This window comes from Micromonospora rosaria (assembly GCF_001567585.1).
Taxonomy (GTDB): Bacteria; Actinomycetota; Actinomycetes; order Mycobacteriales; family Micromonosporaceae; genus Micromonospora; species Micromonospora rosaria.
The window spans coordinates 1-24,983 of record NZ_LRQV01000056.1 but is presented as its reverse complement, the minus strand read 5'-3'; the positions used below and the strand labels follow the sequence as shown (position 1 = coordinate 24,983).

The 24,983-nt window shown below is 74.1% G+C and carries 22 protein-coding genes; 13 read left to right on the top strand and 9 right to left on the bottom strand.

The annotated features are described in order from the left end of the window. Nucleotides 1-104 precede the first annotated feature (104 nt). A complete protein-coding gene (locus AWW66_RS16515; protein WP_157527509.1) occupies nucleotides 105-1,037 on the top strand; it encodes a diacylglycerol kinase family protein in 933 nt (310 codons plus the stop codon). 27 nt (nucleotides 1,038-1,064) lie between these two features. Here AWW66_RS16515 and AWW66_RS16510 read toward each other — a convergent pair whose 3' ends face one another. Then, nucleotides 1,065-1,787, bottom strand: coding sequence for a TetR/AcrR family transcriptional regulator (locus AWW66_RS16510; RefSeq protein WP_067366762.1), 723 nt, complete (start codon nucleotides 1,785-1,787; stop codon nucleotides 1,065-1,067). An 80-nt stretch (nucleotides 1,788-1,867) separates the two neighbouring features. Then, a complete protein-coding gene (locus tag AWW66_RS16505) occupies nucleotides 1,868-2,647 on the bottom strand; it encodes an HAD family hydrolase (RefSeq protein ID WP_083978546.1) in 780 nt (259 codons plus the stop codon). 77 nt (nucleotides 2,648-2,724) lie between these two features. Here AWW66_RS16505 and AWW66_RS16500 point away from each other — a divergent pair, with 77 nt between their 5' ends. Beyond that, nucleotides 2,725-5,514, top strand: a complete 2,790-nt coding sequence (locus tag AWW66_RS16500) for a DEAD/DEAH box helicase (RefSeq protein ID WP_067366759.1) — start codon at nucleotides 2,725-2,727, stop codon at nucleotides 5,512-5,514. Between the two features lie 173 nt (nucleotides 5,515-5,687). Then, nucleotides 5,688-6,578: an MHYT domain-containing protein gene (locus AWW66_RS16495; RefSeq protein WP_067366757.1), complete on the top strand. Its 891-nt coding sequence runs from the start codon at nucleotides 5,688-5,690 to the stop codon at nucleotides 6,576-6,578. Between the two features lie 44 nt (nucleotides 6,579-6,622). Here AWW66_RS16495 and AWW66_RS16490 read toward each other — a convergent pair whose 3' ends face one another. Next, nucleotides 6,623-7,540 carry a 5'-3' exonuclease gene (locus AWW66_RS16490; RefSeq protein ID WP_067366754.1) on the bottom strand — a complete coding sequence of 306 codons (918 nt, stop codon included), beginning with the start codon at nucleotides 7,538-7,540 and terminating at the stop codon, nucleotides 6,623-6,625. A gap of 85 nt (nucleotides 7,541-7,625) precedes the next feature. Next, the gene (locus AWW66_RS16485; protein WP_245648338.1) at nucleotides 7,626-8,771 is read right to left on the bottom strand and encodes an SGNH/GDSL hydrolase family protein; all 1,146 of its coding nucleotides are present in this window, start codon (nucleotides 8,769-8,771) and stop codon (nucleotides 7,626-7,628) included. Nucleotides 8,772-9,067: 296 nt separating this feature from the next. On the opposite strand from AWW66_RS16485, the gene AWW66_RS16480 reads away from it, so the two are divergent. Both AWW66_RS16480 and AWW66_RS16475 read left to right on the top strand, forming a co-directional pair. Then, nucleotides 9,068-10,210: an acyl-CoA dehydrogenase family protein gene (locus tag AWW66_RS16480; protein ID WP_067366751.1), complete on the top strand. Its 1,143-nt coding sequence runs from the start codon at nucleotides 9,068-9,070 to the stop codon at nucleotides 10,208-10,210. Nucleotides 10,211-10,321: 111 nt separating this feature from the next. After that, a complete protein-coding gene (locus AWW66_RS16475; protein WP_067366815.1) occupies nucleotides 10,322-10,825 on the top strand; it encodes an Lrp/AsnC family transcriptional regulator in 504 nt (167 codons plus the stop codon). Nucleotides 10,826-10,928: 103 nt separating this feature from the next. Here the strand turns inward: AWW66_RS16475 and AWW66_RS16470 are convergent, their stop codons facing one another. Both AWW66_RS16470 and AWW66_RS16465 read right to left on the bottom strand, forming a co-directional pair. Beyond that, nucleotides 10,929-13,607, bottom strand: coding sequence for a M56 family metallopeptidase (locus AWW66_RS16470; protein WP_067366748.1), 2,679 nt, complete (start codon nucleotides 13,605-13,607; stop codon nucleotides 10,929-10,931). A gap of 204 nt (nucleotides 13,608-13,811) precedes the next feature. Then, entirely contained in the window at nucleotides 13,812-14,288 is a 477-nt protein-coding gene (locus tag AWW66_RS16465) for a hypothetical protein (protein WP_067366745.1), read from the bottom strand. A 203-nt stretch (nucleotides 14,289-14,491) separates the two neighbouring features. Between AWW66_RS16465 and AWW66_RS16460 the strand changes: the two genes are divergently transcribed. Further along, nucleotides 14,492-14,686, top strand: a complete 195-nt coding sequence (locus tag AWW66_RS16460) for a CsbD family protein (RefSeq protein ID WP_067366742.1) — start codon at nucleotides 14,492-14,494, stop codon at nucleotides 14,684-14,686. A gap of 170 nt (nucleotides 14,687-14,856) precedes the next feature. Here the strand turns inward: AWW66_RS16460 and AWW66_RS16455 are convergent, their stop codons facing one another. Further along, a complete protein-coding gene (locus AWW66_RS16455; RefSeq protein ID WP_083978547.1) occupies nucleotides 14,857-15,552 on the bottom strand; it encodes an HAD family hydrolase in 696 nt (231 codons plus the stop codon). Nucleotides 15,553-15,557: 5 nt separating this feature from the next. Next, nucleotides 15,558-16,313 (bottom strand): DeoR/GlpR family DNA-binding transcription regulator, encoded by a 756-nt coding sequence (locus AWW66_RS16450; protein WP_067366735.1) that lies wholly within the window; start codon nucleotides 16,311-16,313, stop codon nucleotides 15,558-15,560. A gap of 136 nt (nucleotides 16,314-16,449) precedes the next feature. Between AWW66_RS16450 and AWW66_RS16445 the strand changes: the two genes are divergently transcribed. Next, nucleotides 16,450-17,688 carry an MFS transporter gene (locus AWW66_RS16445; RefSeq protein WP_067366733.1) on the top strand — a complete coding sequence of 413 codons (1,239 nt, stop codon included), beginning with the start codon at nucleotides 16,450-16,452 and terminating at the stop codon, nucleotides 17,686-17,688. 7 nt (nucleotides 17,689-17,695) lie between these two features. On the opposite strand, the gene AWW66_RS16440 is transcribed toward AWW66_RS16445, so the two are convergent. Further along, entirely contained in the window at nucleotides 17,696-19,090 is a 1,395-nt protein-coding gene (locus AWW66_RS16440) for a KamA family radical SAM protein (RefSeq protein WP_067366730.1), read from the bottom strand. A gap of 133 nt (nucleotides 19,091-19,223) precedes the next feature. Here AWW66_RS16440 and kdd point away from each other — a divergent pair, with 133 nt between their 5' ends. The 6 genes from kdd to AWW66_RS16410 all read left to right on the top strand — a co-directional run. Then, a complete protein-coding gene (kdd, locus tag AWW66_RS16435; protein ID WP_067366727.1) occupies nucleotides 19,224-20,285 on the top strand; it encodes an L-erythro-3,5-diaminohexanoate dehydrogenase in 1,062 nt (353 codons plus the stop codon). 4 nt (nucleotides 20,286-20,289) lie between these two features. Continuing rightward, nucleotides 20,290-21,861: an amidohydrolase gene (locus AWW66_RS16430; protein ID WP_067366724.1), complete on the top strand. Its 1,572-nt coding sequence runs from the start codon at nucleotides 20,290-20,292 to the stop codon at nucleotides 21,859-21,861. Further along, nucleotides 21,858-23,417 (top strand): lysine 5,6-aminomutase subunit alpha, encoded by a 1,560-nt coding sequence (kamD, locus tag AWW66_RS16425; protein WP_067366721.1) that lies wholly within the window; start codon nucleotides 21,858-21,860, stop codon nucleotides 23,415-23,417. Before AWW66_RS16430 ends, kamD begins: the two co-directional genes overlap by 4 nt. Further along, nucleotides 23,414-24,166, top strand: coding sequence for a lysine 5,6-aminomutase subunit beta (kamE, locus tag AWW66_RS16420; RefSeq protein ID WP_083978545.1), 753 nt, complete (start codon nucleotides 23,414-23,416; stop codon nucleotides 24,164-24,166). Before kamD ends, kamE begins: the two co-directional genes overlap by 4 nt. Next, on the top strand, nucleotides 24,163-24,555 hold the full coding sequence (kal, locus tag AWW66_RS16415) for a 3-aminobutyryl-CoA ammonia lyase (protein WP_067366718.1): 393 nt from the start codon (nucleotides 24,163-24,165) through the stop codon (nucleotides 24,553-24,555). Before kamE ends, kal begins: the two co-directional genes overlap by 4 nt. After that, nucleotides 24,552-24,983: glutamate mutase L (locus AWW66_RS16410; protein ID WP_211271964.1), on the top strand; the 432-nt coding region annotated here is incomplete at its 3' end. The genes kal and AWW66_RS16410, both read left to right, overlap by 4 nt.

The window sequence follows — 24,983 nt, the reverse complement described above, 5'->3', positions numbered from 1 at the left end:
CCGGGCCGTCCCGGCACCCGGTCGCGGCGGGGCCGGCGTCACCACCAGGGGCCGGGAGACCGGGGGCGGGCGCGGACTGCCGGGGAGCCCGTTCGGCGGGTACGGTGCTGCCCGTGACCGCCCCCGACCGATCGTCACCCGTCGACGGCCCCGTCGCCGTCCTGGCCAATCCGTCGGCAGCCCGGGGCCGGCACCGTGACCTGCTGCCCGACCTGGTCCGGCGGCTGTCGGCGGCCGGCCGCCCGGTCCGGCTGCTCGCCGCCGGCACCGCCGCCGAGGCCGAGGCCGCCTGCCACGCCGCGCTCGCCGGCGGGGCGGGCGCCCTGGTGGCGGTCGGCGGGGACGGCACCGTGCACCGGGCCCTGCAGGCGGTGGCCGGCACGGCGGTGCCGTTCGGGGTGGTGCCGGCGGGCACCGGCAACGACTTCGCCGCCGACACCGGCGCCCCGGCGGACCCGTCGGCGGCGGCCGACGCGATCGCCGTGGCCCTGCGGGCCGACCGGACCCGGCCGGTGGACCTGGCCCGGCTGACCGGGGCCGACGGCACGACCCGCTGGTTCGGCGCGGTCCTCGCGGCCGGCTTCGACGCCGTGGTCAACGAGCGCGCCAACCGGATGCGCTGGCCGCGCGGCCCGCGCCGGTACGACCTGGCGATCCTGGTGGAACTGGCCCGGCTGCGGCCCCGCCGGTACACGCTGCGCCTCGACGGTGTCCCGCACGAGGTCGACGCGGTGCTGGTGGCGGTGGGCAACTGCGCCAGCTACGGCGGGGGGATGCGGGTCTGCCCGGCCGCCGACCCGACCGACGGGCTGCTGGACGTGGTGGTCGGCGGCCGGTTCGACCGGCGTACCCTGCTGCGCGTCAAGCCGCGCATCTACCGGGGCACCCACGTCGGGCACCCGCTGGTGCGCAGCTACCGGGCCCGGACGGTGGAACTGTCCGCCGAGGGCATCACCACGTACGCCGACGGCGAACGGGGCCTTGACCTCCCCCTCACCGCCACCGCCGTCCCCGCCGCCCTGCACCTGCTGCGCTGACTGTCCGTCCCGCCGCCGGGCCGGTGCTCAGCGCGGTGTGCCGGGGGCCGGTGCGCGGGTGAGGCGGTCCAGCCATTCGGTGAGCAGGGCGCGTTCGGCGGGGGTGAGGTCGCCGGGGAGGTGGGGGAGGGCGGTGCGCAGGGCGACCGCGTGCCGGACCGGGTCGGCGGCGGCGGAGACGGCGCGGGCCACCACCGAGTCGGTGACCAGGCTGGCCAGCAGCGCCTCCCGGGTACGGGTGGACAGGGCGGGGTCGCGCCGGTCCGGCTCGGCGCGGATCAGCGCGAGGGTGACCCCGCCGGCGGCGGCGTGCAGCATCCCGGTCGCCTCGGCCACGCCGCTCCGCAGCCGGCCCGCCTCGGCGACCCGGTGCACCAACTGGTGCAGGATGTCGGCGGCGACCCGCGCGGCGGTGGGGGTGCGGCTCGGGTCGCCGTACATCAGGGCGTGGCAGGCCGGCTCGGCCAGCCCGAAGCCGACCTGGACGTCCCAGCCCCGCCGCAGGTCGTCGACGGGGTCGCCGGTGAGGTCGCCGGCGCTCTCGGCGTGCAGGTAGGCGGCGAGGCGGTAGCTGACCGCCGCGTCGAGCAGGCCGGGCATGTCACCGAACTGGCGGTAGATCGTCGGCGCCTGCACACCGGCGGCCCGGCCCACGGCCCGGGTGGTGACCGCCTCCCGGCCGCCCTCGGCGAGCAGCGTGGCGGCGGCCCGGACGATCCGGTCGCGGGACGAACCCGCCGGAGTGATCATGACAGCGACGATAACCCGACCCCGACAGCACCGCTAACCGACGGTGCTAACAACTCCCGGTTAGCGGTGTTCGCCGCAGGTCAGCCGCCCGGCTGGGCGGCGGCGGGCAACGCCAGGTCCAGCACCGCGCCGAGACCGGTGGCCCGGCCCGGCCCGGTCGACGGGAGCACCAGCACCGCGCAGCCCGCCCCGACCGCCCCCGCGTCGGCCGGGGTGTCGCCGACCATCAACGCCTCCTCGGGGTCGACCCCGAGCATCCCGCAGGCCCGCAGGAAGATCCCCGGGTCGGGCTTGCAGCGCCCCACCTCGTAGGAGAGCACGTACGCGTCGACCAGGTCGGCGAGCCCCCAGGCGGCGAAGAACGGGCGGAGGTCGAAGCCGATGTTGCTCACCACCGCGATCTTCACTCCGGCGGCCCGCAGCGCGGCCAGGGTCGGCGCGGTGTCCGGGTACGGCACCCAGCCGTCGGCGACCAGCACCCGCTCGTAGAGCGCGTCGGCGAGCCCGTCGATGCCGGTGTCGACCGTCTCGGCCAGCCCGGTGTACGCGGCCCGGTGCGCGTGCTCGTAGAGGTCCCGGTCGGCCCAGTGCTCGGCGAGCCGGGGCGGCACCCGGGCCGGCAGTGGCCCACCCGCCCGGCCGGCCATCACCAGCCGGTCGGCCAGCGCGGTGGCCCGGATCGGGTCCAGGGTGACCCCGCAGGCGCGCGCGGCGGCGAGCACCCACTCGCGGGGCTCCTCCACCTGGGCGAGGGTGCCGTGGAAATCGAAGAGGACCGCCGCGACGGGCCGGCGGTGGACATCGGGCGCACCGGCGGCGCGGGGCGTGGGCGGTTCGGCATGGTCCGACACGCCGTGCACCCTACCGACCCCCTCCGACGGCTGCGGCGGACGGCCTTGGGGGGTGCTCCGTTCGGGGACGCACTAATCTTGGTGCCATGTCGAGTCCCGCCGAGCGGTACGCCGCGGCGCGCCGTCGTGCCGCCCAGGCCAGCGAGTTCCCGGCGCTGGACGAGTTCGCCCTCCAGGTGGGGTTCGACCTCGACGACTTCCAGCGGGAGTCCTGCCAGGCCCTGGAGCGGGGCAGCGGGGTGCTGGTCTGCGCCCCGACCGGCGCCGGCAAGACCGTGGTCGGGGAGTTCGCCGTCCACCTGGCGCTGCGCGGCACGCCCGCCTCGCCGCCGGCCGCCGACGGCGCGGCCCCGGCCCGGCGCAAGTGCTTCTACACCACCCCGATCAAGGCGCTGTCCAACCAGAAGTACCACGACCTGGTGGATCGCTACGGTGCCGCGCAGGTCGGCCTGCTCACCGGCGACAACGCCATCAACGGCGACGCCCCGGTGGTGGTGATGACCACCGAGGTGCTGCGCAACATGCTCTACGCCGGCTCGGCGACGCTCGACGGCCTGGCGTACGTGGTGATGGACGAGGTGCACTACCTCGCCGACCGGTTCCGGGGCGGGGTGTGGGAAGAGGTGATCATCCACCTGCCCGCCTCGGTCACCCTGGTCTCGCTCTCGGCGACCGTCTCCAACGCCGAGGAGTTCGCCGACTGGCTGGTCACCGTGCGCGGCGAGACGGCCGTGGTGGTCAGCGAGCACCGCCCGGTGCCGCTGTGGCAGCACATGCTGGTCGGCAAGCGGATGTTCGACCTGTTCCACGACGCCGACGCCGCCCGCAAGCACGACGTCCACCCGGAGTTGCTGCGCTACACCCGGGACACGTTGCGTCGCCTGGAGGTCGGCGACGGCCGGGGCGGTGGGGCCGGCTGGGGCCGGCGGGGTCCGCGCTGGCGGGGTCCGCTGCGTCCGGACATCGTCGACCGGCTCGACCGGGAGGGGCTGCTGCCGGCGATCCTGTTCATCTTCAGCCGGGCCGGCTGCGACGCCGCCGTGCAGCAGTGCCTCGCTGCCGGGCTGCGGCTGACCTCCCCGGAGGAGCGGGCGGAGATCCGCCGGGTGGTCGAGTCCCGGGTCACCGCCATCCCCGGCGAGGACCTGTCGGTGCTCGGCTACTGGGAGTGGCTCGACGGGCTGGAGCGCGGCCTGGCCGCCCACCACGCCGGGATGCTGCCCGCCTTCAAGGAGGTCGTCGAGGAGCTGTTCGTCCGGGGCCTGGTCAAGGCGGTCTTCGCCACCGAGACGCTGGCGCTGGGGATCAACATGCCGGCCCGCTGCGTGGTGCTCGAGCGGCTGGTCAAGTACAACGGCGAGGCGCACGTCGACCTGACGCCGGGGGAGTACACCCAGCTCACCGGCCGGGCCGGGCGACGCGGCATCGACGTGGAGGGGCACGCCGTGGTGGTGTGGTCCCCGGAGACCGACCCCCGGCACGTGGCCGGGCTGGCCTCCACCCGCACGTACCCGCTGCGCTCCAGCTTCCGGCCCTCGTACAACATGGCGGTCAACCTGGTCGGCTCGGTCGGCGTCGAGCCGGCGCGGGCGCTGCTGGAGTCCTCGTTCGCCCAGTTCCAGGCCGACCGGTCGGTGGTCGGCCTGGCCCGGCAGGTGCAGCGCAACACCGAGACCGTCGAGGCGTACGCGGTGGAGGCCGAGTGCCACCACGGCGACTTCGACGAGTACTTCGGGCTGCGGGTCGCCATCGCCGACCGGGAGCGGTCCCTGGCCCGTCAGGGTCAGCACCAGCGCCGGGCCCAGGCGGTGACGGCGCTGGAGCGGCTGCGGGTCGGTGACGTGATCCGGATCCCGTCGGGCCGCCGGGCCGGCCTGGCGGTGGTGCTCGACCCGGCCACCGGCGGGTTCGGCGAGCCGCGTCCGCTGGTGCTCACCCAGGACCGCTGGGCCGGGCGGGTCACCCCGGCCGACTTCACCACCCCGGCCGAGGTGCTCGCCCGCATCCGGGTGCCGAAGCACTTCAACCACCGCTCGCCGGCCGCCCGCCGGGATCTCGCCGCCCAGGTCAGTGGCACCGGTCTGGACCGGCGGGGCAGCCGCCGCAGCCGGGGCCGGGGCACCGGCGAGGACCACCGGCTCACCCAGTTGCGCGACGAACTGCGCCGGCACCCCTGTCACGCCTGCCCCGACCGGGAGGAGCACGCCCGCTGGGCGGAGCGCCGCCGCCGGCTGGAACGCGACACCGAGGAGCTGCGGCAGCGGGTCGCCGGGCGGACCGGGTCGCTGGCCCGGACCTTCGACCGGATCGTCGCGCTGCTCACCGCCCGGGGGTACCTCACCGCCGACGGGACGGTCACCGACGCCGGGCGGATGCTCGGCCGGATCTGGTCGGAGGCGGACCTGCTGGTCGCCGAGTGCCTGCGCGCCGGGGTGTGGGACGGGCTGGCCCCGGCGGAACTGGCCGCGGCCGTCTCGGTGGTCGTCTTCGAGGCCCGCCGGGACACCGACGAGCGGGCCTCGCTGCCCCGGGGCGCGGTGGCCGACGCGGTCGACGAGACGTTGAAGCTGTGGAGCGGGATCGAGGCCGAGGAGGCCGCCCGGGGGCTGGCCGTGACCCGTGAGCCGGATCTCGGCTTCGCCTGGCCGATCTACCGCTGGGCGCGCGGCGAGGCCCTGGCGAAGGTGCTGGCCAGCGGCCACCAGGTCGACGGCGAGATGCCCGCCGGGGACTTCGTGCGGTGGGCCCGGCAGGTGGTCGACCTGCTCGGCCAGCTCGCCGACTCCGGTGGCGCGTCGACCGAGTTGCGGGCCACCGCCCGGCAGGCGATCGCCGCCGTGAACCGGGGCGTACTGGCGTACCACGCCACCGCCTGACCCCCTTGTCGAACCGTCCGGACAGGGCCAACCGACGCATCGGACGGTCATCGGCGCGGTACCCGCCGAATTGTGCCTGAGTGGACTGTTGTCCCTGGTCAGAGGGGCGGCCATCATATGGTGCGGCGCGCGGATTTACGCGCCGGTAACAATCCTGTGGGGGACGCTTCGCCGTGGCCGAAATCAGTCATTTCGAATACGGGTGGATAACACCCGCGCTCAGTTACGCCCTGTCGGTGCTCGGCTCGGTCCTGGGGCTGGTCTGCGCCGGGCGGATCCGGACCGCCTCCAGTTCCCGCCAGCGCGCCTGGTGGGGACTGCTGAGCGCGTGGGCGCTCGGCGGCACCGCCATCTGGTCCATGCACTTCATGGCCATGCTCGGCTTCGCGGTGCCGGGCACCCGGATCCGCTACGACGTGCCGATCACCATCGCCAGCACGGTGATCGCCGTGGCCGCGGTCGGGCTGGGCCTGGTCATCGTGGGCACCGGCCGGCTCTCCGTGCTCCGGGTGCTGATCGGTGGGCTGTTCACCGGGGCCGGCGTGGCCGCGATGCACTACACCGGCATGGCCGCGATGCGGCTCGACGGCAGCTTCTCCTACGACACGCTGCGGGTGGTGGCGTCGGTGGTGATCGCCGTGGTGGCCGCCACGGTGGCGCTGTGGCTGGCGATGACGGTCCGGCGACCACTGGCGATCGCCGGGTCGGCACTGCTCATGGGGATCGCGGTGAACGGGATGCACTTCACCGGGATGAGCGCCCTCTCGGTGCACCTGCACCCGGGCACGGGCGAGGTGGCCGGCGCCGGGGTGAGCACCCTGCTGACCCCGATCGTCCTGGCGGTCATCTTCGTGCTGGTCGGGCTGGTGTACGCGCTGATCGCCGCCCCCACCGAGGAGGACCGGGCCGCGACGGCGTACCTGGACGCCCGCGCCTCGGCGGTGGGCCCGGCCGCCGCCCCGCCGTCCCCACCGGACCCGGTGGGGCTGCGCGGACGCTCCACCCTCGGCCAGCCCGGCACGCCGTTCCCGTCCCGCCGCACCCCGCCCCCGCCACAGGGCTGACCGGACCGGTGTCGGCGGCGGGTCGCCGCGCCACCGCGCCGACGTCAGGCGTTCCCGGTGAGCGCGTCGACCAGGCGGCGGCACGAGCCGGCGAGGTTCCACCGCTCGGCCAGCTCCAGCAGCCGCTGCGGGTCGGCCGGCGCGTCGGGCAGCGCGGTGGGCAGCTCCGGCAGCGGCACGTCGCGGGCCACCCGCACCACCCGGGGCGCCACGGCGAGGTAGTCGCGGGCGGCGACGAGCTTGCCGCGCAGCCCGGGGGCGAACCCGGAGCCGGGGTCGTCGAGGGCGGCGAGGATGCCGTCGAGGCTGCCGTACCGGTCGATCAGCCGGGCGGCGGTCTTGTCCCCGACCCCGGCCACCCCGGGCAGGCCGTCGCTGGGGTCGCCGCGCAGCGCGGCGAAGTCGGCGTACCCGCTGGCGGGCACCCCGTACCGGGCGCGGACGGCGTCGTCGTCGCAGTCGTCGAGCTTGGCCACGCCCCGCCCGACGTAGAGCAGCCGCACGCCCCGGGCGTCGTCGACGAGCTGGAACAGGTCCCGGTCGCCGGAGACCACCTCCACCGGTGCGGGCTGGGTCGTCGCCAGGGTGCCGAGCACGTCGTCGGCCTCGTAGCCGGTGGCGCCGACGGCGGTGATCCCGACCGCGGCGAGCACCTCCAGCAGCATCGGCACCTGGGGGCTGAGCGTGTCCGGCACCACCTCGCCGCCCTCCGGTGCGACCCGGTGCGCCTTGTACGACGGCAGCAGGTCCACCCGCCACTGCGGTCGCCAGTCGTGGTCGAGGGCGCAGACGAGCCGGTCGGGCCGCCGGGTGCGGACCAGCGAGGCGATCATGTCCAGGAAGCCGCGTACCGCGTTGACCGGCTGGCCGTCGGCGGTCCGGGCCGCGGACTCGGGGATGCCGAAGTAGGCGCGGAAGTACAGGCTCGGCGCGTCGACGAGCAACAGGGGTCGGTCTGCCACGCCGGACAGCCTGGCACACCCCACCGACGAAAGTCGCGCCCCCGGCCACCCGGCGGGTCGCCGCCGCGCCCCGAGGCGGGGCGGGTCACCAGCGCAGTGGCAGGGTGTCGAGGTACGCGCCGAGCCGGTCGGCGGTGAGCTGGTGGTCGCGCAGGGACAGGTGCCAGTGGCAGCCGAGCAGGTCCACCCCGGCGTTGTCGTGGTACCAGTAGCGGATCCGGTCGTCGCCGCGTGCGACGCGCTCCCGGGCGACCCGTTCGGCGGCCTCGGCGAAGTCGGTGGTGTTGGGCAGCGCGGTGGCCATCACCACGATCGTCGTGGCCCGGCCGTACCGGGCCCGCAGCGTGTCCAGGAAGCCGTGGTAGGCCTCCCGGTAGGCGGTGACCAGGCTCTCCGGCGTCCACGGCTCGTCGGGGCCCAGCGCGGTGGAGAAGTCGTTGGCGCCGAGGGCGACCACCACGAGTTGCGGTCGCCAGGTCGCCGGCCGGGCCCAGACGTCGCCGTCGTCGGCGAGCAGCGCCCGCTCGTAGTAGGTGCGGTAGCTGGTGCCGGGGCTGTGGCCGCCGTAGTTGCGCACCATCCCCAACCCGGAGTACGCGTTGACCTGGTAGTCGGCGCCGAGGCGGCGGGCCGTGCGGGCGGCGAAGGTGAGGTCGGTGTTGGTGCGCCGGGTGACCTCCTCGTCGGTGCACTCCCGGGTGGTGGACATGTTGCCGTACCCGGCGGTGTTCGAGTCGCCGATGAACTCGATCTGCCGGGTACGGGGGCGCGGCGGGTCGAGGAGGCGTCCGCCGGGGGCGGGCACGAACCCGCCGAACGCGCCGGAGGTCCAGGTGCTCTCGGTGCGCTTGACCAGCCGTACGGTGTGCCGGCCGTCGGGCAGGCCGGTGAGCCAGTGGGTGGTGCGTCCCGGGGTGACCAGGGTGGCCACCAGCCCGCCGTCGAGGTGCACGTCGTAGTCGTTGACGGCGTCGTCGAGCACGATCCCGACGCCGGTGCCCCGGAACCGGCCCTCGAAGGAGATCCCGGGCCAGCTGTACCGGACCTGGTCGCCGGTGACGGTGACCCGACCGGCGGTGTGCGCGCCGGCCAGCACCGGCGACGGCGGCGGACAGGCGGCGTCCGGGGCGCGGCCGGCGCACCGGGCCGTGCCCACGGCCGCCTCGGCCGCGCCGGGCAGTGCGGTCGTCAGCAGCGCGACCAGCGTCGCGACGAGCCGGGTCGGCGTCACGTCCCCTCCTCCACACCGGGCACACCCACAGGAAGTGGTGTCCGTCAATGTCCTACGGTGACCGTAGTCCGCGCCGGGGGTCCGCACAACGCCCCGGCGCGTCTGCGGGGCCGCGCCTGCGGGCCGGCGTAGGTTGCCGGGTTCACCGACTGGGCCGGGAACCGAACGAGCGTTAAGCTGAGCAGGTGGGGCCCACGCCACCGCCCGGCGGCCCGGCGGGGGAGACCCACCCCGTCGTGCGGAACCCCGACCGGCGGGCAGCGGCTCATCAGCACCCCGACGGAGCTCACCGCGCCATGACTGTCGACCGCATCCTCCCCAGCGACGAGGCCCACGACCTGCTCGACCTCGTCACCGAACTCGCCGACCGGGAACTCGCCCCCCGGGTGACGGAGTACGAGCAGCGTGCCGAGTTCCCCCGCGAGGTGCTGCGCACCCTGGGACGGGCCGGACTGCTCGGCCTGCCGTACCCCGAGGAGTACGGCGGCGCCGCCCAGCCGTACGAGGTCTACCTCCAGGTGCTGGAGATCCTGGCCAGCCGGTGGCTCGCCGTGGCCGAGGCGGTCAGCGTGCACACCCTGTCCTGCCAGCCGGTCGCCCAGTTCGGCACCGAGGACCAGCGCAAGCTGCTGCCCGACATGGTCGGCGGGGAGCTGCTCGGCGCGTACTGCCTCTCCGAGCCGCAGGGCGGCTCCGACGCGGCGGCCCTGACCACGAGGGCGGTCCGCGACGGCGACCGGTACCTCGTCTCGGGCACCAAGGCGTGGATCACCCACGCCCGGGTCGCCGACTTCTACAACGTCTTCGTCCGCACCGGCGGACCGGGCCCCAAGGGCATCTCCTGTCTGCTCGCCGACCGGGAGACCCCCGGGCTCACCCCGCAGGCGGCGGAGAAGACGATGGGCCTGCGCTCCTCGCCGGTGGCCCAGATCGCCTTCGACGACGCCCGGATCCCCGCCGACCGGCTGATCGGCTGGGAGGGGATGGGCTTCACCATCGCCATGTCCGCGTTGGACTCCGGCCGCCTCGGCATCGCCGCCTGCGCCGTCGGTCTGGCCCAGGCCGCCCTCGACTACGCGGTCGAGTACGCGCGGGAGCGGCGGCAGTTCGGCCGGGCGGTCATCGACTTCCAGGGGCTGGGCTTCACCCTCGCCGACCTGGCCACCCAGATCTCCGCCGCCCGCGCGCTGACCCTGCACGCCGCCCGGCTGCGGGACACCGGCCGGCCGTACTCCATCGAGGCGGCCAAGGCGAAGCTGTTCGCCACCGACATGGCGATGCGGGTGACCACCGACGCGGTCCAGGTCCTCGGTGGCGCCGGGTACGTCGCCGACCACCCGGTGGAGCGGTACATGCGGGAGGCGAAGGTGCTCCAGATCGTCGAGGGCACCAACCAGATCCAGCGGCTGGTGATCTCCCGCGCCCTGGCGAAGGGCTGAGCGCCGGCACCGGCGACCGGGTGCCGTGCGTGCCCGCCCGGTCGCCGGGTGTTTCCGGCTTCGGCGGGTATGCCGTCGCGGGGGAGCGGGTTTGCGGGTAGGTTGCTCGCCGTGGAGGAGATCGACCGCGCCATCGTCACCGCGCTGACCGCTGACGGTCGGCTGTCGTACACCGACCTGGCGGAGAAGGTGGGTCTGTCGGTGTCCGCGGTGCACCAGCGGGTCCGCCGGCTGGAGCAGCGCGGCGTGATCCGGGGGTACGCGGCCCGGGTGTCGTTCGAGGCGCTGGACCTGCCGTTGACCGCGTTCGTGGCGATCCGGCCGTTCGACCCGTCGCAGCCCGACGACGCCCCGGAGCGGCTGGCCCACCTGCCCGAGATCGACTCCTGCTACTCCGTGGCGGGGGAGGACAACTACCTGCTGCTGGTCCGGGTGGCCAGCCCGGCGGACCTGGAACGGGTGCTGCAGGAGATCCGCACGGCGGCGAACGTGACCACCCGGACCACGGTGGTGCTCTCCACGCCGTACGAGGGTCGCCCGCCGAGGATCGGCGCCGAGCGCTCCCCGCGCCCGCGTCCCCGCCCGACCGGGGACCCCGCTGCCCCGACGGGGTGACCCATCCCGCGCCCACCGCGCTCAGGCGGGCTCGGATCGTCACCGGTCGACCCTGCCACCCAGCCTCCTAGGACGACCAAGCGGTGGGGTGCCGCCCCACAGCTCACCACCCACCCAGGGCGATCAGCGCGTCGATCCGGTCGTCGATGGCGTGACTGGTCTGCTGGGCGGTGGCGAGCGCCCGCATGGAGGTGTTGAACAGGTCGGCCTGGTGGGTGTCGAGCGCTGTCACACAGCCCTGGCTGGCCTGCCGGACGATCTCGACGAAGCTCTCCCACAGCCGGTCGGCCTCGGGATCGGGTATCCGGAAGTAGCGGGCGGCGTCGTCGGCGAACTCGCCGAGCTGGACGCAGCGGGGCCGCAGGTCGCCGAGCCGGTCGATGCTGCGCCCGGCGTCCACCCCGGCGGTGACGGCGGCGAAGAGGTCGCGGCGTTGCCGGTAGAACCTGTCCAGCAGGTCGTCGCCGCCCCGGTCCAGCCACGCGTCCACCTGCATCGCCCGCGACCGGGCCGACACCGGTGCGTCGATGACCGTCCCGGTCCACCGTCGGGCCGCGCGCTGCGCCTCGGCGGGTTCCGGCATCCGGGCGGCGTACGGGGCCCGCTGGACGGCGACGAGCGTCGCGATGCCGAGCGCGGTCACGGCGAGCACCGCCACGCCCACGCGAGCCGCCACCGTACCGGGCCGGTCGGCCGTCGCGCGGGACCCGCCGGCCGTCGCGCCGGGACGGTCGAGCGCTCGTGCGGCACGTGGGCGGGGCGCGGCCAGCAGACCCGCGACGAGCGCGGTGAGCGGGAGCGCCGGGACGAGGACGTGTGCGACGAGGTTCGGCACGACGCGCAGGTTCAGCGCACAGTCGCCGGTACCGACGGACAGGGCGGGCACGCAGCCGTCGAGGGCGCGCAGGACGACCAGGGCCGCGAACGCGAGCAGGGTCGCGGCGCCGGCGGCGACCAGGGCGGCGGGCAGCCGGTGCGCGGGTACCGCCCGGCGGGCGGCCACGGCGGCCACGGCGGCGGCGACCAGCAGGACCAGGGTCATCCCGGCCAGGTAGGCCACCGTGTAGGAGGTGGCGGAGTACCCGGTGCGGGCGCGGGCGTGCAGCCAGGCCAGGACGGCGACCGCCACCAGCACGCCCGCGCCGGCACCGGGCAGCCCGGCCCCGAGTACCCGGCGCAGGCCGGGCAGCGGCGGGCCGAGCGGTCCGGGGGCACGGTCCGGTGCGGCGGCGCGGACCCAGGGGGCCGGGCCGGTGCCGGGGCGCGGCAGCCACGCCAGCAGCGGGACCACCCAGGCGCCGGCGACCGCCAGCAGGCCCAGCGGCGGGCCGGTCGTCGCGGTGCCGGTGAGCACGGCCAGCACCCAGGCCCGGTCGACCGCTGAGGCGGGCGGATGGTCCAACTCCCGGCCCACCCAGGCGGCGACCAGGTAGTCGCGGAATCCGGCGACGTCCACCATCCACCCGGCGGTGTACGCGACCCCGTGGGTGTGCCACCAGAAGAACCACAGTGACAGGCCCAGGGCGGCGGCGGAGACGTTCAGCAGGGCCACCGGGCGCAGGGACCGGCCCCGCCAGGCGACCACCCAGAGCCGGGCGGACTGGGTCAGCCACCAGGTGAACGCGGTGGCGGCCAGCACGACGAGCAGGAGCAGCCAGGGGCGGGCGGGCAGCCACTCGTTGACCGTTCCCTGGCCCGCGAGCGTGCCGCCGACGGCCAGGCCGAGCCCGAGCCACAGGCCGGACCGGAGGCTGGAGGGTGGCGGCTGGCCGGTGAGGGCCGCGTACACCACGGCGCGCCACAGGGCGATGCCGACCACGCCGGCGACGAGCGCGGCGGAGACCACCGCCGCGGCGTGTTGCATCCAGGTGGTGACCAGGGCGTACTGGGTGAGGGCGTAGCTGGCGTGGGTGTGGGTGACGGCGGCGGCGGCCCCGGTGAGGAACAGGGGGAGCGCGCGCAGGCCGAACAGGACGGCGGGGTCGGTCAGCGCCGCGCGCCGGACGTCCCACCGGGGGTGGGGGTGCCACAGTTCGGTGAACGCGCGCAGGGCCCGCCGTGGGTACCCGCCGGTGGTGGCGGGGGCCGGGGTGGCCCAGCCGGTCGGGTCGGCGCCCCAGCGCACGGCGGCGCGGTCGGCGTAGACCTCCCGGCTGCGCAGCACTTCGGAGCGGGCGAGGTAGACCAGCACCGCGAGCAGCCCGGTGGTCAGCAGGCCACGGCTGACGATGGGGGCCTCGGCCGACCAGACCAGGGAGCCGGCGGCCCGCCGGAACATCCACCCGCACCAGAGCAGGAACGGCGGGAGGGCCACCGCCAGGTACACCCGCCACAGGGCGACGGTGAGGTAGGTGACGGTGACGTCCCGGTTGGCGATGTGGGCGAGTTCGTGCAGCAGGACGGCCCGGAACCGGCGGGGGTCGGTGGTGCGGGCGGCGACCAGGCCGCCGTGCAGGCAGATCGTGGCGCGCCCGGTCCGGCCGAAGACGACCGCGCCGGCGGAGGCGGCGGCGGGGTCGACGACCACCCGCGGCGGCCGGGTGAGTCCGGCGGTGGCGGACAGGTCGGCCAGCACGCGGCGGATCTCCCCGTCGCGGTCGACGGTGGCCAGCGGCACCACCCGGCTGCGGCGGGCCTTCCACCGGGGCAGGGCCCCGAACAGCACGGCGGTACCGGCGGCGAGCAGCGTCCACCAGCCGACCAGCCACCACCAGGGCGGGGGCGCGGCGTACCGGTCGCTGCAGGCGCGGTACGCCTCCCACTGGAGGGCGCGCTTGTCCATCACGTTGGCCGCCGGGTCGGCTGCCGGGTCGACCCCGGCGGCGAGGGAACCAGCCGAAGCCGTCGTAGCTGGACAGGGCGATGCCGACGTAGAGGACCATCAGGCTGCTGCTGGCCAGAAGCAGGGCGACCAGGAGGGCGAACCGGGCGGTGGTGCCCGCGCTGAGGGCCCGCTCGTCGACGGATGCCGGTGCGCCGCGCCCGGTCACGGTGCGGGGCGGGGTGTGTCGGGAGGGTCGCCGGGGTCCGGGTCGAGTCGGCGCAGGACCGCGTCGGCGATCTCGGTGGCGGTCGGTGCGGCCACTCCCCGGCGGACGAGCAGGTCGCACACCTCCTGGCGGACCTCGGGGAGCTGGTCGGCGGTCAGGGGTGGAATGGTCGCGGGGGCCCGGCGGCCCCGGACGAGTCGGCGCAGCAGCCCCCGGCCGCGGTCGGTCGCCTCGTCGACGGCGGCGCCGGCGAGGCGCTGGGCGACCTGGTCGAGGACGAGCCACACCACCGGGGTGAGCAGGCCGACGACCTCGCCCCAGCCGAAGCCGAGGGGCTCGCGGCGGGGGCCGGCGCGGCCGAGCCGGCGGATGACCGTGTCGTCGTCGTAGGCGGCGAGGCCGTCCACCAGGGGCAGTTCCTGGGGGGCCACCTCCGCCACGACGTCCCGTACGACATCCCGTACTGCCGGCATGTCACCCTCCTCGTCCCGATGTCGACCCTGACTCCCAGTAAAGGCCCTGTCGGCAAGGTGTCATGTGGCTGGTGGGGCCGGTGGTGGGGCAGGGGCGGCGGGTCGGGTGGGTGGACCGGGGGAGGTTTCCGTCCGGTGCGGTCGGGGCATGCCAGGTGACGAGGGCCGGAGGGGTCCGAACGCCGGAGCAGAGGGAGTGCGAGATGAGCTTCACCGACAAGGCGAAGAACAAGGCCCAGGAGCTCGCCGGCGCCGCCAAGGAGCGGGTCGGCGACATGACCGACAACGAGCGGATGCGGGCCGAGGGCGCCAGCGAGCAGAGCGAGGCGCGCGCCCGGCAGGCGGGTGAGCACGTCAAGGACGCGGGTCGCAACGCGCGGGACGCGTTCACCCGGTGACCGGATGACAGCGGGCGGGCCCGAGCCGCACTCGGGCCCGCCCGCTTTCTTGTCTCCCCGCTTTCGACTAGTGTCCTAGGACGCCTTACGCGAGGTGATCCCCACCCCGGCACCACGACAACCGTCCGCACCAACGCACAAGAGCACCCCTCGCCTTCACCGCCGCACGGTCAAGGATGGGGGACTGGTCTCGGCTTGACGGGTCGGTACGAGCTGTCCGCTGTTACCCGACCCGGGTGGTGCCGTGCCCGACCGGCCGTTGGTCGCGTCTGGTTGATCTCCTGCTGCAACGCTGCGGGGTCGGCGAACTGGTGGGTGCGCATTCCGAGGCGCTGCGCGGCGGTGATGTTCTCGGCGCGGTCGTCGACGAACAGGATCCGGTCGGGAGCGACACCGAGTTCCTGGCAGCACCACCGGAAGGCTTCGGGTTCGGGTTTGGCGTGGCCGATGCGGCAGGAGAAGCCGATGACGTCGAGGTGGCGCAGCCAGTGACCGTGGTGCTGTTCGTAGTGGGCGGCCAGGTCTTCGGGGATGTTCGACAGCAGCGCCAGCCGCGTACCGGCGGTGGCGGCCTGCGCGAGGAGCGCGGTCATGTCGGGATCGACGGCGTTCCAGCTGGCGATGTCCGCAGCGATGAGCGCGGCGATCCGGTCGTCGGTGAAGGTGGTGCCGAGTTCGGTGGCGACCTGACGCCAGTATTCAGCGCCGGTGACCTCTGCGCGGTCGTACGGGGGGCGCAGCCGCCAGTAGACGTCCCAGAAGGCGGTGGTGGACGCGTCGGCGGTCGCGACCAGCGCGCGTCGGTCGGCTGGGGACTGCTGGTGTGCGATGACACCGAAGAGGTCGAAGAGGATGACGTCGGGCATGGTGGTCACACCGTCCGGACGTGAGTGCCGGCGGCGGTGAGGGCGTTGGTGTCGTCGTCGGCTGCGTCGGCGGTGGTGACGACCAGGCTGAGCGCGGAGACCGGTGCCACGAACGCCAGGGCGGTGCGGGTGAACTTGTTCGGGTCGGCGGCCACGACGACGCGGTGGGCGGAGGCGATGGCAGCCCGCTTGATGGCCGCGTCGGCGAGGTCGTAGGCGGTCAGGCCGTCGGCGGTCAGGCCACAGCAGCCGAGGATCGCGGTGTCGAACCGCAGCGAGGCCAGCGACGCCTCGGTGAGGGGCCCGGTGAGCGCGAGTTCTTCGCGGCGGGGTTCGCCGCCGGGCAGGAGCAGTCGCAGCTGCGGGCCACCGGTGAGGGCGTTCGCCGCGTGCAGGGACAGTGGCATGACGGTCAGCCGGCGGGGTTGCAGCAGCCGCGCGACCTCCAGGCAGGTGGTGCCGCTGTCCAGGACGACGGCCTCGCCGTCGGCGATCAGGTCGGCGACGGCTGCCGCGATCCGGCGCTTGGCGTCCTGGTCCTCGTGGGCCCGTACGGCGAACGGCGGCTCCTCGCCGCGCAGGGTCAGGCTGCGGGCGCCGCCGCGGTACCGCTCGAGCATCCCCTGGTCGGCGAGGTGTTCAAGGTCGCGGCGCACGGTCATCTCGGAGGTGCCGGTCAGCTCGGCCAACGCGGAAACGCCGAGCTGACCGGCCTGCTGCACGGCGTCCAGGATCCGGCGGTGCCGGTCGACGATCGTCATGGGCCCTAGTGAACACTCCAGTCGAGGGTAAATCAACACTCCAAACATCTTTCTTGTTTGATATGTTCGCTCCAATGTTCGCAACGGCTGGTCGTGGGCTGATTCCGCCCACCTCTCCTCCACCTGGAAGGACGCCATGACCGCCATCACGGCCACTCCCGTCACGCCGGCCGCGGTCCGTGCCGCCACCACCGCGACCTATGCGGCGTTCATCGGTTCCGGGTTCGGCTTCGCCAGCTGGGCTTCCCGGATTCCGCAGGTCCGCGACCGCCTCGACCTCGACGCGTCCGCGCTGGGTCTGGTGCTGCTGGCGATCGCGGCCGGTTCCCTGCTCGCGTTGCCCCTGTCCGGTCCGGTGGTCACACGGGCCGGTTCGTCGCGCACCGTCACGGCGATGGCGGTCCTGCTCGGTGTCGGCCTCACCGTCGCTGCGCTCGGCTCACTGATCGGCGTCGTACCGCTGGTGATCGGGTTGTTCCTGTTCGGCTTCGCCCACGGGGCCTGGGACGTCGGGATGAACGTGCAGGGCACCGTCGTGGAACGCCACCTCGGCCGGTCGGTCATGTCCCGCTTCCACGCCGGCTTCAGCCTCGGCACCGTCGCCGGGGCCCTGCTCGGCGCCGCCGTCGTCGCCGTGCACGTGCCGGTCGCGGTTCACCTGACGGTCGTCGCCGTCCTCGTCGTCGCCGGCGTCGTCTGGCAGGCGCGGTACTTCGTCGCCGACGACCAGGACCCGCGACCCGACCCGGTCGCAGTCGCACGGCGGGGCGGCGCGCTGACCGCCTGGCGCGAACCCCGTACCCTGCTCATCGGTGTGTTCGTCCTCGCCTTCGCCTTCGCCGAAGGTGTCGGCAACGACTGGATCAGTGTCGCCGCGATCGACGGCCACCACGTGTCCGCCACCCTCGGTGCCCTCGCCTTCGCGGGGTTCCTCACCACCATGACCGTCGGCCGCTGGTACGGCCCGGCGCTGCTCGGCCGCTACGGCCGTACCCGGGTCGTGCGTGTCCTGGCCGTCATCGGCGTCGTCGGCGTCGCCCTGTTCGTCTTCGGGCCCACGCCCGTCTTCGCGTACGCCGGAACCCTGCTCTGGGGTCTCGGCGCCTCTCTCGGTTTTCCGGTCGGTATGAGCGCGGGCGGCGACGATCCGCGCCGCGCCGCCGCCCGCGTCAGCGTCATCGCCTCGATCGGCTACTGCGCCTTTCTCGCCGGCCCGCCCGTCGTGGGTTTCCTCGGTGACCAGGTCACCGTTCTGCGTGCCCTGGTCACCGTGGCCGCTCTGCTCGGTGTGGCCGCCCTCGTCGCCGGCAGCGTCCGACCCCTGTCCGCGGAGGGTGCGGGCGCAGCCGTTGCGGGGGTCGACCGGGTGGCCTGACGGGCGGTCAGTCGGTGCGGTGGTCGTACCACCAACGCTGGCCGGAGGCGGGGAGGGTGTCGATCGGGTCGTAGTAGGCGTACCGCTTCTGCAGGGCGGCCAGGTCGGCCGACTCGATGGAGGTGCGGTAGTTCTTGGTCCAGTAGGAGATGCCGCGTTCGCGGTCGTACTCGGTGAGCATGTGCACCCAACGCTTGCCGACGAAGGGCACGTCGCAGACGATCCGTGGGGTGGCGTACCCGGGCAGGTAGCCCATGATGTCGTGCTGGAGCTGCTGGGCGTGCCAGACCGGGACGCGCCAGTGCTCGGCGTTGGGGATCATGTCGCACAGGTAGAAGTAGTACGGCAGGATGCCGGCCTCGCCCTGGAGCGCGAAGCAGAGGTCGAGCAGGTCGGTGCTGGTGGCGTTGACGCCGCGCATCAGCACGCCCTGGTTGCGGACGTCGCGGACGCCGACGTCGAGGGCGGTCTGGGCGGCCCGGGCGACCAGCGGGGTGAGCGACTGCGCGTGGTTGACGTGGGTGTGGATGGCGAGGTTGACGCCGCGTCGGGCGGCGGTGTGGGCGACCCGTTCCAGGCCCTCGACGACGTCGGGTTGGAGCCAGTGCTGGGGCAGGCCCATGAGGGCCTTGGTGGCGAGCCGGATGTCGCGGACGGTCTCGATGTCGAGCAGCCGCATCAGGTACGACTCCAGGTTGCGCCACGGCACGTTGGCGACGTCGCCGCCGGAGACGACCACGTCGCGGACGCCGGGGTGGGCCTTGAGGTAGGCGATGTGCGCGTCGTACCGGTCGACGGGCCGGAGGGTGAGCTTGAGTTTGTCGACGGTGGGGGTGGAGTTGCCGACCAGGTCCATCCGGGTGCAGTGGCCGCAGTACTGGGGGCAGGTGGCGAGCAGTTCGGCGAGGACCTTGGTGGGGTAGCGGTGGGTGAGGCCCTCGGCGACCCACATGTCGTGCTCGTGCAGGGAGTCGCGGGTGGCGTACGGGTGGGACGGCCAGTCGGTGCGCCGGTCGGAGGCGATCGGGATCATGTAGCGGCGGACCGGGTCGGCGCGCAGGGCGTCGGTGGTGACCGGGGCGTCCGGGACCATGGTGTTGATCATCTGGGGTGGCACCAGCATGGACATGGTGGACAGCGCGCGTTGGTCGGCGTCGAGGTCGGTGTAGAAGGTGTCGTCGACGAGGTCGCCGAGGACGGCGCGGAGTTGTTTGATGTTCTTGACGCAGTGGGCGCGTTGCCACTGGGCGGATTCCCATTGGTCGCGGGTGACGTGGCGCCAGCCGGGGAAGCGGGTCCAGTCGGGTTCGACCAGTGGGGTGCGGCGGTACTCGTAGGGTTGCCCGGCGTCGGTGGTGGGGCGGGGCGCGGGGATGGCGTCGACGGGGTGCGTCCGGGTCACGGCCCCTCCTCGGGTGGTGATCGTCGGGCTCGTAGGCTACTGGAAATTATTCTGCTGAGAAATTATTCTGCCGTAAGTTTTCCCGTCAGACGAGTCCGGGGCGGGGGTTCGGTCGGCGACAGGGGAGGTTGTCGTGACGTCACCGGTGGGGTTGCACCGTGTCGTGGAGCCGGCGGGGGTGCTGCCGCAGGCGGCGTGGCGACTGGACGCCAGTCCCGTGGTCGGGCCGAACGAGGTGCGGGTGCGGGTGGAGCGGCTGAACCTGGACGCGGCGAGTTTTCGTCAGTTGTGGGACAAGCACGGCGGGGACGGGGACCGGATCCGCGCCGAGGTCCTGGAGATCGTCGCGACGCGGGGGAAGATGCAGAACCCGGTGACCGGGTCGGGCGGGATGCTGATCGGCACGGTCGACGAGGCGGGCCGGCGGTCGCCGTTGGGTCTGCGGCCGGGGGACCGGGTGGCGTCGTTGGTGTCGCTGACGTTGACCCCGCTGGTGCTCACCGACGGGTTGGCCCGGTGGGACGGGCGCAGCGAGCAGGTGCCGTGTGCGGGGTACGCGATCCTGTTCGCCCGGTCGATCGCGGCGGTGCTGCCGACGGACCTGGATCCGGAGCTGTCGCTGGCGGTGCTGGACGTGTGCGGGGCGCCGGCGTTGACGGCGCGGGTGGTGGCCGAGCGGGTGGCGCAACGGCGGCGGGAGGCCGATCCGCGGCCGGTGACGGTGGCGGTGTTCGGTGGCGCCGGGAAGAGCGGGTCGTTGTCGCTGGTGGCGGCGCGGCGGGCGGGTGCCGGGCGGACCGTCGGGGTGGTGCCGGTGGCGGCGGAGCGGGACGCCCTGGTGGCGGCCGGGCTGGCGGACGTGGTGGCGGTGGCCGACGCGCGGGATCCGGTGGGGGTGTCGACGGCGGTGACGACGGCGTTGGGGGTGCCGGCGGACGTGACGGTGGTCTGCGTGGACGTGCCGGGGTGTGAGCACGGGGCGGTGCTGGCTACGGAGGACGGCGGGACGGTGGTGTTCTTCTCGATGGCGACGAGTTTCGCGGCGGCGGCGTTGGGCGCGGAGGGTCTGGCGGCGGACGTGACGATGGTGGTGGGCAACGGGTACGTGCCGGGGCACGCGGAGTTGGCGTTGGATCTGGTGCGTTCCGAGCCTGGGGTGCGTGGGCTCTTCGCGGCCCGGTTGGCGGCAGACTGAAGCCATGACGAACCCCTCGACGTTGTATCGCGGCGGCGTGCTGCACTGTCCGGCGGATCCGAGCGCGACGGCGCTGTTGGTGCGGGACGGGCGGATCGCCTGGTTGGGTGTGGACGCGGACGCGCCGGTCGCGGACCGGGTGGTGGAGCTGGACGGGGCGTTGGTGACGCCGGCGTTCGTGGACGCGCACGTGCACACGACGGACACCGGGTTGGTGTTGTCGGGACTGGACCTGTCGGGGGTGCGGTCGGCGGGGGAGTTGCTGGCGGCGGTGGCGGGGTTCGCGGCGGGGTTGCCGGCGGACGCGGTGGTGCTGGGGCACGGCTGGGACGAGTCGACGTGGGGGGACCGGCGGTTGCCGGACGCCGACGAGGTGGGTCGGGCGGCCGGTGGGCGGCGGGTGTACCTGTCGCAGGCGTCGATCCATTCGGCGTTGGTGTCGCGGGCGTTGCTGGCGGCGTGTCCGGAGGTGGTGTCGGTCGCGGGGTACGACGTGTCGGGGTGGGTGCGGCGGGACGCGCACCACGTGGTGCGGGCGGCGGCGCAGGGGTCGGTGACGCGGGCGCAGCGGGTGGCGGCGCAGCGGGTGGCGTTGGCGCGGGCGGCGGCGGTGGGGATCGCGGCGGTGCACGAGTGCGGTGGGCCGGACATCTCGGACGAGGAGGACTTCACGGGGCTGTTGCGGCTGTCCGGGGTCGGGGTGCCGGAGGTGTACGGGTACTGGGGTGAGTTGGGTGGTGCGGCGCGGGCCCGGGAGTTGGGTGCGGTGGGCGCCGGTGGGGATCTGTTCGCGGACGGGGCGTTGGGGTCGCGGACGGCGCACGTGTCGCAGGCGTACCGGGACGGGGAGGCGGGGGCGTGCGGGCACGGGTATCTGAGTGCCGAGCAGGTGCGTGACCATCTGGTGGACTGTGCGGCGCACGGGGTGCAGGGCGGGTTCCACGCGATCGGGGACGCGGCGATCGGGACGGTGTTGGCGGGGTTCGCGGGGGCGGCGGAGAAGCTGGGTGTGGAGCGGGTGCGGGCGGCGCGGCACCGGATCGAGCACGCGGAGTTGATGACCCGGCGGTTGATCGCGGGGTTCGTGGAGTTCGGGGTGGTGGCGTCGGTGCAGCCGGCGTTCGACCGGTTGTGGGGTGGGGCGGGTCGGATGTACGAGTCGCGGCTGGGGTTGACGCGGGCGTTGGAGTCGAATCCGCTGGGCGCGATGCACGGGGTCGGGGTGGCGTTGGCGTTCGGGTCGGATGCGCCGGTGACGCCGTTGGATCCGTGGGGTGCGGTGCGGGCGGCGGTGGCGCATCACAATCCGGTGCAGCGGATGAGTGTGCGGGCGGCGTTCGCGGCGCACACCCGGGGTGGGTGGCGTGCGGTGGGTCTGGACGCGGAGGGTGTGGTGGCGTTGGGGGCGCCGGCGACGTTCGCGGTGTGGTCGACGCCGGCGGGGGTGGAGCGGGGTCTGCCGGTGGTGCAGGCGGTGGACCCGGAGGCGCGGGGGGTGGCGGATCCGACGCCGTTGCCGGTGTGTCGGGCGACGGTGCTGCGTGGTGAGGTGATCTATGAGGATGGGTCGGTGTGATGGGAAAGCTTGATCTGGATCCGGTGGTGGTGGCGCGGGCGCGGGAGTTGGCGCGGCGGGTCGGGCAGCCGGTGGTGGATCTGGCGCGCAGTCACACGACGGTGTCGGTGGAGCGGGCGGTGCTGCGGTTGGCGGGGGTGGCGGGGGCCGACCCGGACGGTATTCCGTGGGTGAACCGGTTGGTGGACGCGGTGGTCGCGGACGTGGGGCTGGGGCACGGGGTGGCGGTGCCGGTGTTCGACGCGTTGGCGCGGGAGGGTCTCGCGGATGTGACGGTGCTGGCGCAGAAGGCGGCGGCCGGGTCGGTGCGGTTCGCGCTGCCGTCGGGGAAGGCGGCGACGGCGGCGCGGCGGGCGTCGCGGAAGGCGGTGGCGGCGGGGGTGCGGCGGATCGACCGGCGGCGCGCGGAGCGGGACCGGTTGGTGCGGCGGTTCGGGGATCCGGCGCGGCGGCCGTGGATCTATCTGATCGTGGCGACGGGGGACATCTACGAGGACATTCCGCAGGCGCAGGCGGCGGCGCGGGCGGGTGCGGACGTGATCGCGGTGATCCGGTCGACGGGGCAGTCGTTGTTGGACTACGTGCCGGAGGGGGCGACGCGGGAGGGGTTCGCGGGGACGTACGCGACGCAGGAGAACTTCCGGTTGATGCGGGCGGCGTTGGACGAGTCGTCGCGGGAGTTGGGTCGGTACGTGCGGTTGACGAACTACGCGTCGGGGTTGTGCATGCCGGAGATGGCCGCGTTGGCGGGTCTGGAGCGGCTGGACATGATGCTCAACGACTCGATGTACGGGATCTTGTTCCGGGACATCAATCCGGTGCGGACGTTCGTGGATCAGCGGTTCTCGCGGCAGGTGCACGCGCGGGCGGGGATCGTGATCAACACGGGTGAGGACAACTACCTGACCACGGCGGACGCGGTGGACGAGGCGCACACGGTGACGGTGTCGCAGTTGTTGAACGAGTTCTTCGCGCACGAGGCGGGGTTGGCGGACTGGCAGTTGGGGTTGGGGCACGCGTTCGAGATCAATCCGGATGTGCCGGAGTCGTTGCGGTTGGAGTTGGCGCACGCGTTGTTGGCGCGGGAGTTGTTTCCGGATGCGCCGTTGAAGTGGATGCCGCCGACGAAGCACATGACGGGGGACGTGTTCCGGGGGAACCTGCTGGACGGGTTCTTCAACCTGGTGGGTGCCATGACGGGGCAGGGGATCCTGCTGGTGGGGATGATGACCGAGGCGGTGGTGACGCCGTGGTTGTCGGACCGGGACATCGCGTTGCAGAACGTGCGGTACGTGTTGGGCGCGGCGGGTGGGTTGCACGAGGATTTCGTGCCGGCGCCGGGCGGGTTCGTCCAGCAGCGGGCGCAGCGGGTGCTCGGTGAGGCCGTGGAGTTGCTGGAGCGGATCGGGGAGCGGTCGTTGTTGACCGCGATCGCCGAGGGCACGTTCGGGATCATGCGGCGGCCGGCGGACCGGGGTAAGGGGCTGGACGGGGTGGCGGCGCACGAGGCGGACTACTACAACCCGGCGACGGAGATCCTGGAGCGGCCGGCGTGAGCGGGGGGTCGGTGGTGCGGCCGTACGGGGACACCACGGGTGACGGCATGGTGCAGGTGTCGTTCACGTTGCCGGTGCCGCACGACAAGCGGGCCGAGGGCGCGGCGGTGCAGTTGGCGGCGAAGATGGGCATCGACCCGGCGATGGTGGTGCACGCGAAGCAGATGGGCGACGGGTACACGTTCTTCGTGGTGTACGGGCGGGTGAACCATCTGGTGGACCTGTCGGCGGTGCGGGTGGTGGAGCGGGACTTTCCGTTGTTGTCGGCGCGGGAGGTCAACACGGTCGTGAAGCAGCGGTTGCGGCGGAAGTTGTCGGTGGTGGGGGCGTGCATCGGGACGGACGCGCACACGGTGGGGATCGACGCGATCCTCAACGTGAAGGGCATCGCGGGGGAGAAGGGTCTGGAGTACTACCGGGAGTTGACGGTGACGAACCTGGGTGCGCAGGTGAGTGTGCCGGAGTTGGTGGCGGCGGCGCGGCGGGAGCGGGCGGACGCGGTGTTGGTGTCGCAGGTGGTGACGCAGCGGGACGCGCATCTGCACAACACGCGGGAGATGTCGGCGGCGTTCCGGGAGGCGGTGCCGGCGGGGCGGCGGCCGTTGTTGATCGTGGGTGGGCCGCGGTTCGACGAGTCGATGGCGGCCGAGTTGGGGGTGGACCGGATCTTCGGTCGGGGGACGACGCCGGGTGAGGTGGCGTCGTATCTGGTGCACGCGTTGGTGACGGGCAGGGGGGCGGCGCGGTGACGGGCGCGCGGGTGGGGTTGACGGTGACGCACCGGCGGTACGTGCCGTACGGGCACGCGCACTACGCGGGGAACCTGGTGGACGGGGCGTACGTGCTGGGGCTGTTCGGGGACGTGGCGACGGAGGTGTGTATCCGGGCCGACGGGGACGAGGGGTTGTTCGCCTCGTACTCGGAGGTGCAGTTCCGGTCGCCGGTGCGGGCGGGGGACGTGCTGGAGGTGGTGGCGACGGTGACGCGGGTGGGGACGCGCAGCCGTACGGTCGATTTCGTGGCGCGGGTGGTGTGCCGGGGGCGTCCGGAGCGGGGCGGGTCGGCGGCGGAGGTGTTGGTGGAGCCGGTGGTGGCGGTGACGGCGACGGGGACCGTGGTCGTGCCGGCGGCGGCGTGAGTCTGGCGGTCTGCGCCGACGTCGGGTCCACGTTCACGAAGGTGGCGGTGGTGGACCTGGCCGGGGGTGGCCTGGTCGCGGTGGCGGCGGTGCCGACGTCGGTGGGCACGGACGTGCTGCACGGCCTGGACGCGGCGGTGGCGGCGGCGGGCGCGGGGCGGGACGTGCCGTGGTACGTGTGTTCGTCGGCGGGTGGCGGGTTGCGGCTGGCGGTGGTCGGGTACGAGCCGTTGGTGACGGCGCGGGCGGGGCGGCGGGCCGGGTTGTCGGCGGGCGCGGATGTGGTGCACGTGGCGGCGGGCCGGTTGGCCGGGGCGGACGTGGCGGCGGTGCGGGCGGCCCGCCCGGACGTGGTGTTGCTGGTGGGGGGCACCGACGGCGGGGACGCGGAGGTGGTGGTCCACAACGCGACCCGGTTGGCGCGGGCG